Origin of the sequence: Tsuneonella flava (assembly GCF_002870965.1) — a bacterium.
Classification (GTDB): Bacteria; Pseudomonadota; Alphaproteobacteria; order Sphingomonadales; family Sphingomonadaceae; genus Tsuneonella; species Tsuneonella flava.
The window spans coordinates 227,406-240,953 of sequence record NZ_PHSO01000007.1; the positions used below are offsets into that span (position 1 = coordinate 227,406).

10 protein-coding genes and 1 pseudogene are annotated in these 13,548 nt (G+C 59.9%); 1 reads left to right on the plus strand and 10 read right to left on the minus strand.

Going from position 1 to position 13,548, the window contains the following annotated elements; genetic code table 11:
* Positions 1–203: 203 nt before the first annotated feature.
* The 7 genes and pseudogenes from CV013_RS13270 to CV013_RS13300 form a co-directional block, all read right to left on the minus strand.
* Positions 204–575: pseudogene (locus CV013_RS13270) on the minus strand (tRNA-binding protein).
* The gene (locus CV013_RS13275) at positions 575–2,626 is read right to left on the minus strand and encodes an acetyl-CoA carboxylase biotin carboxylase subunit (protein WP_102156170.1); all 2,052 of its coding nucleotides are present in this window, start codon (positions 2,624–2,626) and stop codon (positions 575–577) included. Before CV013_RS13275 ends, CV013_RS13270 begins: the two are co-directional and overlap by 1 nt.
* The gene (locus CV013_RS13280; RefSeq protein WP_223805316.1) at positions 2,626–3,051 is read right to left on the minus strand and encodes a lysozyme inhibitor LprI family protein; all 426 of its coding nucleotides are present in this window, start codon (positions 3,049–3,051) and stop codon (positions 2,626–2,628) included. Before CV013_RS13280 ends, CV013_RS13275 begins: the two co-directional genes overlap by 1 nt.
* Complete coding sequence (gene bioB / locus CV013_RS13285; RefSeq protein WP_102156171.1) at positions 3,048–4,085, minus strand: biotin synthase BioB; 1,038 nt, start codon at positions 4,083–4,085, stop codon at positions 3,048–3,050. Before bioB ends, CV013_RS13280 begins: the two co-directional genes overlap by 4 nt.
* Positions 4,086–4,163: 78 nt before the next feature.
* Positions 4,164–6,329 carry a methylmalonyl-CoA mutase gene (scpA, locus tag CV013_RS13290; RefSeq protein WP_102156172.1) on the minus strand — a complete coding sequence of 722 codons (2,166 nt, stop codon included), beginning with the start codon at positions 6,327–6,329 and terminating at the stop codon, positions 4,164–4,166.
* Positions 6,330–6,429: 100 nt separating this feature from the next.
* Positions 6,430–6,879, minus strand: a complete 450-nt coding sequence (mce, locus tag CV013_RS13295; RefSeq protein ID WP_102156173.1) for a methylmalonyl-CoA epimerase — start codon at positions 6,877–6,879, stop codon at positions 6,430–6,432.
* A 9-nt stretch (positions 6,880–6,888) separates the two neighbouring features.
* Positions 6,889–8,421: an acyl-CoA carboxylase subunit beta gene (locus tag CV013_RS13300; protein WP_102156174.1), complete on the minus strand. Its 1,533-nt coding sequence runs from the start codon at positions 8,419–8,421 to the stop codon at positions 6,889–6,891.
* 121 nt (positions 8,422–8,542) lie between these two features.
* Between CV013_RS13300 and CV013_RS13305 the strand changes: the two genes are divergently transcribed.
* Complete coding sequence (locus CV013_RS13305; RefSeq protein ID WP_102156175.1) at positions 8,543–9,946, plus strand: helix-turn-helix domain-containing protein; 1,404 nt, start codon at positions 8,543–8,545, stop codon at positions 9,944–9,946.
* Here the strand turns inward: CV013_RS13305 and CV013_RS13310 are convergent.
* The 3 genes from CV013_RS13310 to gor are packed head-to-tail and all read right to left on the minus strand — an operon-like array spanning position 9,943 to position 13,503.
* Complete coding sequence (locus CV013_RS13310) at positions 9,943–11,028, minus strand: cytochrome c oxidase assembly protein (RefSeq protein WP_223805330.1); 1,086 nt, start codon at positions 11,026–11,028, stop codon at positions 9,943–9,945. The two genes, CV013_RS13305 and CV013_RS13310, sit on opposite strands and share 4 nt — an antisense overlap.
* Positions 11,029–11,079: 51 nt before the next feature.
* A complete protein-coding gene (locus tag CV013_RS13315; protein ID WP_102156176.1) occupies positions 11,080–12,099 on the minus strand; it encodes an NAD-dependent epimerase/dehydratase family protein in 1,020 nt (339 codons plus the stop codon).
* A 57-nt stretch (positions 12,100–12,156) separates the two neighbouring features.
* Positions 12,157–13,503 (minus strand): glutathione-disulfide reductase, encoded by a 1,347-nt coding sequence (gene gor / locus CV013_RS13320; RefSeq protein ID WP_102156177.1) that lies wholly within the window; start codon positions 13,501–13,503, stop codon positions 12,157–12,159.
* Positions 13,504–13,548: the final 45 nt, after the last annotated feature.

Sequence of the window (13,548 nt, forward strand, 5' to 3'; positions counted from 1 at the left end):
CATTGCGACAGATGAAGCCTGGAACTCTGCTGGCACTGGTAGCGCAATAGAGAGAGCCGTGGCCTTCGAGATTTGGGGGCGATTGGCTCAACGACCGGAACCATGACGCAAAGCAGCCAGTGTCATGGCCGGTGTTGCACCGCTGAAGCGACGCATCCTCCCTGACTACCCCGAAGCCAACGAAGCGCTCCCCCTCCTCCCAATCAGAACAACCGCGATCCGTTCGGCACTGTCACATCGGGCGCGAACAGAACGACTTCGCCTGCTTCGTCGGCAAAGCCCAGTGTCAGCACTTCGGACATGAATTTGCCGATCTGGCGCGGCGGGAAATTGACCACGGCGGCCACCTGGCGGCCGGGCAATTCGTCCAATGTATAGTTCGCAGTGATCTGCGCGCTGGTTTTCTTCACCCCGATGGCCGGCCCGAAATCGATCCGCAGCTTGTAGGCAGGCTTGCGCGCTTCGGGATATTCCTCCGCTTAGATAATCGTGCCGATACGGATATCGGTTTTAAGGAAATCGTCGAACGCGATTTCCTCGCACCGGGGAGCATCGGAGGCGTGGTTCAGGTGCATTATTCGAGTTCCAGAATTACCTCATCGACAGCCAGACTATCGCCCTGCGCGGCGTTGATTTTGGCTACCTTTGCAGTCTTTTCCGCGCGGAGGATATTTTCCATCTTCATCGCTTCCACTGTGGCGAGCGGCTGGCCCGGCTGAACCTCGTCCCCTTCGGCCACGTGCAGCGCGACCAGCAGGCCCGGCATCGGGCAGATCAGCAGCTTCGACAGATCGGGCGGCACCTTTTCGATCATATGCGATGCCAGCGGCGCGACATGCGCGGGCAGGATACGCAGCACGTGCTTTGCCCCGTGGGTGGTGACGGCATAGCCGGTGCGAGTCGGTTCGAGCTGCAGCCCATATTGCCCGATCAGCGCGGCATCCTCGTCGTCCGCATCGGCATAGAGCTTCACTTCCACGAACCGTTCGCCGGGGGTATACGCCATTTCGAGCACGACCGGATCTCCGTCCACCGTGATCGCGTCTTCTTCCAGGCTGACCTGATGATCGGTGCCACCGACAGTGACCACCCAGTCACCGGGAGGCGGCATCGATCCGTCGAGCTGGCCATCGATCCGCCGCGCCCGGTCGGCATCGAGCGTCGCGATTACGCCGCCCACAGCCGCCAGCACCCGGCGGCGCTGATCGGTCAGCGGCGCACCTTCGAAGCCATCGGGATATTCCTCTGCAATGAAGCCGGTCGTCAGCGCCCCTTCGCGAAAGCGCGGGTGCTGCATGATCGCGGACAGGAAATCGACGTTATGACCCGGCCCCTGAAGGCGGAACGCATCCAGTGCATCGATCTGCTTGTCCGCTGCCTCGTCGCGCGTTTTGCCCCATGTAATGAGCTTGGCGATCATCGGGTCGTAGAACATCGACACCTCGCCACCTTCGAACACGCCATCGTCCACTCGCACGCCATCGATACCGCGGCGGCCATTGGCGCTGCCATCGTCGGTCCACCCTTCGACCGGCGGCTGATATTTCACCAGACGGCCAATGCTCGGCAGGAACCCGCGATAGGGATCTTCGGCATAGACGCGGTTTTCGATCGCCCAGCCATCGATCCCGATATCATCCTGCCTGAACGGCAGGGCCTCACCCGCAGCGACACGGATCATCTGTTCGACCAGATCGATTCCGGTGATCGCTTCGGTCACCGGATGTTCCACCTGGAGCCGGGTGTTCATTTCGAGGAAGTAGAAACTCTCACCTGTCGAATCCGCGCCCGAAACGATCAATTCGACGGTGCCAGCACTAAAATAGCCGACCTTGTGTGACAAATTGACGCACTGTTCCCCCATTGCCCGACGCATTTTGTCGGTAACAAAAGGACTTGGCGCTTCCTCAACAACTTTCTGATGACGTCGTTGAATGGAGCATTCGCGTTCGTTGAGGTAGACGATATTGCCGTGCTTATCGCCCAGAATCTGGATTTCGATATGGCGCGGGTCTTCGATGAATTTCTCAATAAAAACACGGTCATCGCCGAAGGAGTTGAGCCCTTCGCGCTTTACGCTTTCGAACCCTTCGCGCACGTCCTTTTCGCTGTAGGCAAGGCGCATCCCTTTGCCCCCGCCGCCCGCGCTGGCCTTCATCATCACCGGATAGCCAATTTCGTCGCTGATCTCGACCGCATGATCGGTGTCGCGGATCTCTCCGACAAAGCCGGGAACGACGTTAACACCCGCTTCTTTCGCGAGTTTTTTGGATTCGATCTTGTCGCCCATCGCCGCGATGGCACTGGCCGGAGGGCCGATGAAGGCGATGCCGGCAGCATCCAGTGCCTCTACGAAGCTCGCCCGTTCGGACAGGAAACCGTAGCCAGGATGAACCGCCTCTGCGCCCGTATCCTTGCACGCCTGAATGATTTTTTCCGCCAGCAGATAGCTTTCCGCAGCGGGCGGCGGGCCAAGATGCACCGCCTCGTCCGCCATTTGCACAAATGGCGCGCGCGCATCGGCATCGGAATAGACTGCAACAGTCTGGATGCCCATCCGGCGCGCGGTCTTGATGACCCGGCAAGCGATTTCGCCGCGGTTGGCGATGAGAATTTTCTTGAACATCAGTGTTCTATCTCCACGTGATCACGCAATTGCTTCGTGCGCGCTTCGGTCAGACTTGTAAGGCAGGTGTTCTGCAATAGCGGCCAGATCGTACCGCTTTCACTGCGCGGTCCATTTTCCGCCAGACATTGTGCATCGCGGAAAGCCAGCCATTTGCGTTGGGCATCGAGATGGCGTTTCCTCTGGTCCCCGGCCGTACTGCGCGTAAGTTCCTGCCATGCCTCATTCAGAGCAATATCGGCCCGCAAATAGTCGCGGTAGGAACAGATATTCATATCTGACTGCGTGATAGGGTCTTTGCATTCGGGCGGCGGCGATATTCTCATAGACTGGGCCAGCTCGCACTTGTCCTGCTCCGAAGCGCCGCGCAGAGTTTCACAGTTTTGCACCGCCGCAGCGGCGAAAATAACAATGGTGCCAATCACTCAGCCGCCTCCAGTGCACCGCATGGCCGGGCTTGTGCGGCACGCATCGGTTCTTCGCCTTCCAGCGCAGTCATGCCAAGACGTGCGAACAACGCCGCGTCGCTATCGTCGCCTGCATTGGGCGCGGTCAGCAGCTTGTCGCCAGTGAAGATCGAGTTAGCCCCGGCGAGAAAGCATAGCGCCTGTGTCGCATCGCTCATGCTCTCGCGACCGGCGGAGAGGCGCACCATGCTGAGAGGCATCGTGATCCGCGCCACCGCCACTGTACGAACGAATTCGATATCGTCGATCTTCGCCAGCGGGGTATCGGCCAGCATATCGCCCAGCACCGTGCCCTTCACCGGCACCAGTGCGTTGACCGGCACGCTTTCGGGATGCTGAGGCAGCGTCGCCAGTGTATGGACGAAGCCCACGCGATCATCGCGTGTTTCGCCCATGCCCACGATCCCGCCACTGCAGACATTGATCCCCGCCTCACGCACGTTGCCGAGGGTGTCGAGCCGGTCCTCCATCGTTCGGGTGGTAATCACGCGCTCGTAATATTCGGGGCTGCTGTCGATATTGTGGTTGTAGTAATCGAGGCCCGCTTCTTTCAGCTGAGCGGCCTGATCCGCGGTCAGCATCCCCAGCGTCATGCAGGTTTCCAGCCCCATCGCCCGCACACCTTTCACGATCTCGATAATCGCGGGCATGTCGCGGTCTTTCGGGTTGCGCCAGGCGGCACCCATGCAGAACCGCTGGCTGCCGTGATCCTTCGCCTGCGCCGCCGACTGCAGCACGGCCTGCACATCCATCAGCTTGCTCGCCGCAACCCCGCTGTCCGCCTTGACCGACTGCGAGCAATAGCCGCAATCTTCCGGGCAACCGCCGGTCTTGATCGACAACAGCGTGCATAACTGCACCTGATCGGGCGGATGGTTTTCCCGATGAACGCTGGCTGCCCGAAACAGAAGCTCGGTAAACGGAAGTTCGAACAGGTCCGCAATTTCCTCGCGAGTCCAGTCGGTGCGGACGGAAGTACTAGATTGGGTCAAGCGATCGCCCTTTGATAATTAGCCAGATTTCCCCGCTGACCGAGGCTGGCATCAGATAACTATTCCTAATATTCCGGATCACTCCGCCGCCTCGTCCAGCTCATCACCGGCGGGCGGCATATTATGACCCAGCAGGCGCAGCATGTCGGCGGCGCATTCGACGACATTGCTGCCCGGTCCATAGATGCCCTGCACCCCGGCTTCACGCAGAAATTCATAATCCTGCGCCGGTATCACTCCACCGGCCACCACCTTGATATCGCTACGCCCCGCCTCTTTCAGCAGGCCGATCAGTTCGGGGATCAGCGTCTTGTGCCCAGCCGCCAGACTGCTGGCGCCGATAGCGTCGACATCGTTTTCCAGCGCCATATCGCGCGTTTCCGCCGGGGTCTGGAACAGCGGGCCGGACACTACATCGAAGCCCATATCGGTGAACGCACTGGCGATGACATTCGCGCCGCGATCGTGCCCGTCCTGCCCCATCTTGGCGACCATCACTCTGGGCTTGCGACCAAGGCGACGCTCCACTGCCTTCACACCATCGACCACCTGGCCATAGCGCGTATCGCCTTCATAGGCGGCGGCATAGACCCCACGCACCGGCTTTGGCACTGTATCGTAGCGGCCGAACACCGCCTCCATCGCGGACGAGATTTCGCCCAGCGTGGCATCGTGGCGCGCCGCCTCGACCGCCAGCGCCAACACATTCCCACCGCCCTTGGCACCGGCCGTCAGCGCCTGCAGAGCCGCCTGACATGCCTTCTCGTCCCGCTTGGCGCGGACCTGTTCGAGACGCGCGATCTGGCTGGCGCGGACTTTGTGGTTATCGATATCGAGCGTCTCGATCGGGTCTTCTTCTGCCTTGCGGTATTTGTTGACCCCGACGATCACCGTTTCACCGCGATCGATATGCGCCTGCTTCGCCGCAGCCGCTTCTTCGATCTGCGCCTTGGGTTTTCCGGTGGCGACGTAAGCGGTCATCCCGCCTTCCGCATCGACATCGACCAGCAGCTTGCGCGCTTCCTCGACCAGCGCGGCCGTCAGGCTTTCGACGTAATAACTACCGCCCAGCGGATCGGCCACGTTGCAGATGCCGCTTTCTTCCTGAATCACCAACTGCGTATTGCGCGCGATCCGAGCCGAGAAATCAGTCGGCAAAGCAATCGCTTCGTCGAGAGCATTGGTATGGAGCGATTGCGTTCCGCCCAGCACCGCGGCCATCGCCTCTATCGTCGTGCGGATGACGTTGTTGTACGGATCCTGCTCCTGCAAACTCACACCGCTGGTCTGGCAGTGGGTGCGGAGCATCTTGGACTTTTCGTTCCGGGCGCCCAGCCCTTCCATCACTTCGTGCCACAGAGCGCGGGCGGCGCGCATCTTGGCCACTTCCATGAAGAAGTTCATGCCGATGCCCCAGAAGAAGCTGAGGCGCGGTGCAAAGGCATCGATATCCAGACCTGCGGCCATCGCGCGTTTGGCGTATTCCTTGCCATCGGCAATGGTGAAGGCCAGTTCCTGCACCGCCGTCGCACCAGCTTCGTGCATGTGATAGCCGGAAATCGAAATGCTGTTGAATTTCGGCATGTTGGCCGAAGTATATCCGATAATGTCGGAGATAATCCGCATCGATGGTTCGGGCGGGTAGATATAAGTGTTGCGAACCATGAACTCTTTGAGAATGTCGTTCTGGATCGTGCCCGATAGCTTGTCCTGCGACACGCCCTGCCGCTCCGCCGCGACGATGTAGAACGCCATCACCGGGATCACTGCACCGTTCATCGTCATGGAAACGCTCATCTGGTCGAGCGGAATCTGATCGAACAGAATTTCCATGTCGCGCACGGTGTCGATCGCGACGCCTGCCTTACCGACATCGCCCACTACGCGCGGATGATCGCTGTCGTACCCGCGGTGCGTCGCGAGATCGAACGCGACAGACAGCCCCTTCTGCCCCATCGCCAGATTGCGGCGATAGAACGCGTTGGATTCCTCAGCCGTCGAGAACCCGGCATATTGGCGAATGGTCCACGGGCGACCGGTATACATGCTGGCATACGGCCCGCGCGTGAACGGCGCGATGCCCGGAACGCCGGGGTCGATCCCTTGCGTATCTTCGCTGGTATAGAGCGGCTTGACGTCAACCCCTTCGGGAGTGTGCCAGATGAGATCCCGGCCCTTCACCTCCTTGTCCGCCAGCGTTTTCCAGTCGGCGTAGGTGGGGCCAGAGCTTTGCTTGTCGGTCATTGTGTCCTCTATCCCTCTCCGTGAACAGGAGAGGCTGTATCTTTACAGAGCAGCGATGCGCCGCCTCGGCTCCCTCCCATGTGAAGGAAGGAGCATTTCATCAGTTCGACCAGTGCGCGCCCTCTTTCGGGGTTTCCATGATCTCAGTCAGCATTCCCAGCATATCCTTGGGATGGACGAAAAAGATCGGGGTGCCATGCGCGCCGATCCGCGTAGGACCGAGAATACGCTTACCCATTCCCTCGAACTCAGCGCGAGCGGCTTCGATATCGGGCACTTCGAAACAAACGTGGTGCTGGCCGCCAAGCGGGTTCTTGGCGATGAAATTTGCCACCGGGCTGGCATCGCTGAGCGGAGCCAACAGTTCGACCTGCGTCCCCTCGGTCCCGTCATGGCCAGGGGTATTGACGAAGCAAACCTTCACCCCCTGCTCCTCCATATCGAAGGGCTCGGTAACGACTTCCGCGCCCATAACATCGCGATAATGCACGATAGCAGCGGAGAGATCGGGCACCGCGTAGCCGAGGTGGTTCATACGTCCGAGTTTCATTTCATCACCTCACAACGGAATATTGTCATGCTTCTTCCACGGGTTCTCCAACTGCTTCCCGCGTAGCTTCCTCAATCCGAGGGCGACACGACGGCGGGTGGAGTGCGGGTGGATGACTTCGTCGATATAGCCGCGCTGGGCCGCGATGAAGGGATTGGCGAAGCGGTCTTCATATTCTTTGGTCCGCTCAGCAATCTTGTCGGGATCGCCCATGTCTTGCCGGAAGATAATCTCCACCGCGCCTTTCGCGCCCATCACTGCGATTTCAGCGGTCGGCCATGCGTAGTTGAGATCGCCGCGCAAATGCTTGGAGGCCATCACGTCGTATGCGCCGCCATAGGCCTTGCGGGTAATGATGGTGATCTTGGGCACGGTCGCTTCGGCATAGGCGAACAGCAGCTTGGCACCGTGTTTGATGATCCCGTTATGCTCCTGCGCGGTGCCGGGCAGGAAGCCGGGCACGTCGACAAATGTCAGGATCGGAATATCGAACGCATCGCAGAACCGCACGAACCGCGCCGCCTTCTTCGATGAATTGATATCGAGCACCCCGGCCAGCACCATCGGCTGATTGGCGACGACCCCCACTGTGCGCCCCTCTATCCGCCCGAAACCGCACAGGATATTACCCGCATGGCCCGGCTGAATTTCGAAGAAGTCGCCTTCATCCAGCGTCTTACGGATCACTTCGTGCATATCGTAAGGCTGGTTGGCATTGGCCGGAACCACCGTATCGAGGCTATCTTCCTGCCGGTCCCACGGATCGTTGGTCGGCCGTTCAGGCACTGCCTCACGGTTGGAAAGCGGCAGGTAATCGAAGAAGTTGCGCGTAGCCAGCAGGGTTTCGATATCGTTTTCGAAGCTGTTGTCTGCCACGCTGGTCTTGGTGGTGTGGGTTTTCGCCCCACCCAGTTCTTCCTGCGTCACGACTTCATTGGTCACCGTTTTGACCACGTCCGGCCCGGTGACGAACATATAACTGCTGTCTTCCACCATGAAGATGAAGTCGGTCATCGCCGGCGAGTAGACCGCCCCGCCGGCACACGGCCCCATGATAAGGCTGATCTGCGGGACAACGCCGCTCGCCAGCACGTTGCGTTGAAACACTTCGGCATAGCCGCCCAGACTGGCGACGCCTTCCTGAATACGCGCACCGCCGCTGTCGTTCAGGCCGATGACGGGGGCGCCGACCTTCATCGCGGTATCCATCACCTTGCAGATTTTCTCCGCATGGCGCTTCGACAGCGATCCACCGAAGACAGTGAAATCCTGACTGAATACATACACAAGGCGACCGTTGATCGTGCCGCTGCCGGTGACGACACCGTCGCCCTGAATCTGCTTTTCCGCCATCCCGAAATCGATGCAGTCGTGGACAACGTAAGTATCGAGTTCCTCGAAGCTACCTTCGTCAAGCAGGATATCGAGCCTCTCACGCGCGGTCAGCTTACCCCTGGCATGTTGCGCGTCGATCCGCTTCTGCCCACCGCCAAGGTGAGCGGCTTCGCGGCGACGTTCCATTTCGGCGATATTGGCGGACATGGTCTCTCCAGAAAATGACGAGCATTCGCCATGCCGACCGGACGAGCATGAGTCCAATGTGAAGTTGCAAAGTTGCAAAGTCTGACTTTGCAAACTATCCGGCCCGTCTCCTGGAGGGACTATGTCTGCACGTCGTATCTTCGCCGGACCTGCATTGCGTGATTTGCGGCGCACCTCGCATTTGCGGCAAGGCGAAATGGCGACACGGCTGGGGATCAGCGCCAGCTATCTCTCGCAACTCGAAAACGACGACCGCCCGCTCACGCCGCGCCTGCTGGCACGGCTGGCGAGCGAATTTCCGCTCGACTGGAGCGAACCGGCCAGCGACGCGCGCGGCACTTTGGCGGCAGCCCTCGGCGAAGCGACTGCCGATCCGTTGTTCGACGAACCGCTGCCCGCCGAAACACTAACCCGCATTGCCGAGCAACAGCCCGCCCTCGCCCAGCGATTTATCGCCTTGCACGAGGCATATCGGCGCACCGGGCAAAGGCTTGAGATGATCGACGAAGCACTGACCAACGATCAGAGCGCCACCCGCCTGCCGTGGGAAGAAGTGCGCGACTGGTTTCACTTCGCCAATAACTATATCGATCCGGTGGACCGGGCGGCAGAGGCGCTGGCACGGAAACTGGCGCGCGACGCACCTTCGCCGGGTATCGACGCGATTGAAGATCACTTGCGTGGTGCTCTGTCGGTATCGCTGCTCTATGCCCACAACCGGGGATTGCGCGAATTCGACGATTCGATGCGCCATCTGGTGATCGACCCCGGCCTGCCCGTTGAAAGCCGCCGGTTTCAGCTCGCCCACCAGCTCGTTTCGCTCGCCCTGAGAGACGAAATCGCAGCAGTGGTGGAAACCGCTCATCTCCGCACTGCCGCTGCACGGCAATTGCTGTTCGTGGGGCTGAGCAATTATGCGGCGGGTGCTTTGTTGATGCCTTACGAGAGGTTTCGCCACGATGCCCGTGCTTTGCGCCACGATATCGACCGCCTGGCGCAACAGTTCGGAACCAGCTTCGAACAGACCTGCCACCGGCTGTCGACATTGCAGCGTGACGGAGCGCGCGGCGTGCCATTCTTCTTCTGCCGCGTCGATATGGCGGGCAACATTACCAAGCGGCACAGCGCCACCCGGTTGCAATTCGCCCGCTTCGGCGGTGCCTGCCCGCTGTGGATCGTCCACGAAGCGGTAGCGATCCCCGACCGGATACTGGTGCAGCTTACCGAAACGCCCGATGGCCTGCGCTATGTCTCAATGGCGAAGGGGCTGGTGAAGCCTTCCGGCCGGTTCGACCGTATCCCGCGCCGTTATGCCGTGGCACTTGGCTGCGAGACCGAACATGCGCGCGAATTCATCTATGCCGATGGGCTCGATCTGACATCCGATCAGGCAGCGACCCGTATCGGCGCATCGTGTCGCATCTGCCCACGCGACGATTGCGATCAGCGCGCCTTCCCCCCCAGCGACCGCCCCATAGCAGTCGATCCCGACCGGCGCGGAGTGGTGCCTTACCGGATTGGCTAGCCGGGGATCGCGCCTGCCATGCCGAAATCGCGCTGCTGCGAATGCGGGTGATCGATAACGGCCACAACGCTCACCGCCAGCAACAGCATCAGCAAAGAAAACAACGCCAACCCCAGAGCCAGTGCGCCGTTGCTCGTTTTCGCCACGGCTCCGCCCCGCCCGGTGCGCTCGCGCCGATCGGCAATGCGAGTTTCCTCGCTTGCCCAGCGATGGATCACGATCAATGCGGACACCGCAAACATCATCGTGCCGGGAATCCACATGATAAGCCCGCCGGTCTGTTCGTCACTGAGCATCGAGACGTGCCACATATGGCCGAGTTCGAGATAGGCGGAGTAGAGCGGCATCCCTTTGAACGTCAGGATCGAACCAAGGATAATGTTCCCCAGCGCCGCGACCACGACCATCGAAATCCGCATTCCCAGCCCCGCCCCGTGCGGTGCGGGACGACGGTCGAACACGACCGAGAAAAACAGCAAGCCAGTGACCAGCAGGCTGACATGCCACAGATAATGGATAGGCTTGTCGAGGATCGCCATGTCGTGGAATGCCGGGTACATCCAGAAATAGCTGGCCGCGAGAAACAGCGTGGTGGCAACCGGCGGAAAACGCAGCGCATCGATGATCCCACGCAGCCAGCCCCGCCCGGCAAAGAACCGGGAAACACCCGGCGGCAGTCCGCGCACGAACGCTGCCTGCGGACGCGAGAGGAACAGCAGCATCGGCGCAATGGTCCGCAGCAGCATATGCTCGACCTGATGCACCGCGAAGATGTGGTCCGCCAGTTCTTCTACGGGCGAAACGAGCGCAACGAACAATGCCAGCAATCCGCCGAAAAAGGCTGCGATTCGCCATTTCTCGTGCACTAGCCCGTGGCGGCTACCGCGCCAATAAACCAATCCGGCCAGCAGCAGCGCGATGATGATCTCCGGCGAAATCTGCCACATTGCCCATGGCGAAGTATTTTCGGATACGACGTCGCCATGGGCAAAGGCAGGGGCCGGCCAGGCGGCAAGCAGAGCGAGCGGAAATACGTGGCGAATTTTCACACCGCCTTGCTGCGCCTGTGCCGGATGCAACACAACCGGCAAACCAAACGGCTCGTCGCCTACAGAAAACGTCCCGCCGAGCGGTCAGCTTTTCACGATACCCTGTGCCGCCAAACTGCGTACGGTATCGGCAATCGATTGCCTTGCGGGAATATATTGCATCCCCAACAGGTCCACCGCATGTTGCCCCGAAACATCGCGCCTGGCCCCCAGCTCGCTCGCCAATTGTTTGAAATCGGCACTGAACGGGCGGAGCAGCTTCACTAGCCAATCGGGCATCCGCCGGGTGGGCAACTTATCTGCAAATTCGGGGGTTTCCTGACGGACGATTGCGACCATATCGGCAAACCAGAGGAAACTTTCCGCCGCAGGAAAGCGCTCCCCCCGCACCGTTTCGGCGGGTGCTTGCATCGCCAGCACGTGCATCTTCGCGACATCGCGCACATCGACCACGCTCAGGCCAATATTGGGTATCAGCGGCACCGCCCCATCGACAAGCCGCTTGAGCATTTCGACAGAGGTGGACAGATCGCCGCTCGCCACAGGCCCCAATACAGGAACCGGGTTGATCGAACAAAACGTGAGATCCGGCTTGTGCACCGCCACCCAATCGCGCGCAGCCCGTTCGGCCACGGTCTTGGATTCGATATATGGTGGAACCCCGGCAGTCAGGTCGGTCCAGTCGGTATGGTCGAAGCGATCTTTGCCCGGTTGACCATAGGCGATAGCTGCCGCAGAGCTGGTCTGCACAAACCGGTCGATCCCCGCATCCACCGCAAACCGCAGCGCCCGTAAAGTGCCTTCACGCGCAGGTATCACCAGTTCGTCGGCATGTTTGGGCACACTCAGCGGAAACGGAGATGCCACGTGTGCAACCGCGTCGCATCCGGCATTGGCTTCCGCCCAGCCGTCGTCCGACAGCAGATCGGCCTGAAACACTGCCAGTCGATCGCCTGCGTCCGGCCAGCGGGCGCGCAGGCGCGGTTCGCTCTTGGCTACGTTGCGAACTGTGGTGTGCACGCGCCAGCCTGCATCCAGCAACTGAGCGATCACCTCACCGCCGATATAGCCGGTTCCTCCGGTCACTAGTGCGGTTCGAGTCATTTCGGTATTTCCTTTACTTCGTATCGATCCCAATTTTGTTCGACCGAAGCGGTCATGCTATTTCAGTAGCACAAGCTCCTCCGCCATCGTCGGATGGATGGCCACTGTTGCATCGAAATCGGCTTTCGTCAGTCCGGCTTTCACTGCGACAGCAGCCGCCTGCATGATCTCTGCTGCGTCGGGCCCGATCATGTGAATCCCCAAAATTTTGCCCGAGTTTTCTTCGCACACCATCTTGTAAAGCGAGCGTTCGTCGCGCCCGGCAAGCACGTTTTTCATCGCGCGAAAATCGCTTTCGTACACTTTCACCGAACCGTATTGGGTGCGCGCTTCTTTCTCCGTCAGCCCCACACCGGCCAGCGGCGGATGACTGAATACGGCACTGGGCACGCAGTTATGATCGACCGCCGTTGGCGTGCCGCCAAACACGGTATCGGCAAATGCCTGCCCTTCGCGGATCGCCACCGGGGTAAGCTGCACCCGGTTGGTGACATCGCCCACGGCATAAATATGATCGACGTTGGTTTTGCTAAAGCGATCGACGACGATTTCGCCCGCGTCCCCCAATTCGACACCGGCAACGTCCAGCCCCAACCCCTCTGTATTGGGGACGCGGCCAGTGGCATACATCACGCAATCGGTTTCGATATCCTCATGATTTGTCATCGAAACGACCAGACAGTCGCCTTTCTTCTCAATGCCTCTGAATTCGGCATTGAAACGGAAATCGATCCCTTTGAGCATTGAAATATGCAACAGCCGTTCGCGCAGACTTTCATCGTACTGACGCAGCATCTGATCGGAACGGGTCATGATCGTGACCTTCACCCCGAATTCGTTGAAAATGCCTGCGAATTCGTTGGCGATATAACCGCCGCCAGCGATCAGAATACGCTTGGGCAGTTTATCGAGGTGGAACGCTTCGTTACTGGTGATGCCCAGTTCGTTGCCTGCACAATCGGGCAGATGGGGCCGTGCACCGGTGGCAATCAGGATATATTTCGCAGTTACGGTCCGGCCACCCGACAGCGTGATTTCATGCGGCCCGGTCAGCTCCGCCCGTTCAAGGATGACTTCGACCCCGTGATTATCGAGCGTGTTGGTATATAACCCGTTGAGCCGGTCGACATCGTTCAGCACATTGTCGCGCAAGGTCGGCCAGTCGAACTTCGGGTTCTCAATGGTCCACCCAAAGTTCTTCGCATCTTCCAGATCTTCGGCAAAATGCGCGCCGTAGATAAGCATTTTCTTAGGGACACAGCCACGGATCACGCAAGTGCCGCCGACCCGGTGCTCCTCCGCCACTGCGACTTTCGCACCATGACTTGCCGCCACCCGGCTCGCCCGGACACCCCCCGACCCCGCGCCAATAACAAACAGGTCGTAATCGTAGATGTCGGGCATGTGCGTCTCCTTTGATAAGGGGGCGCATATGGTGGGGCCGGTCGG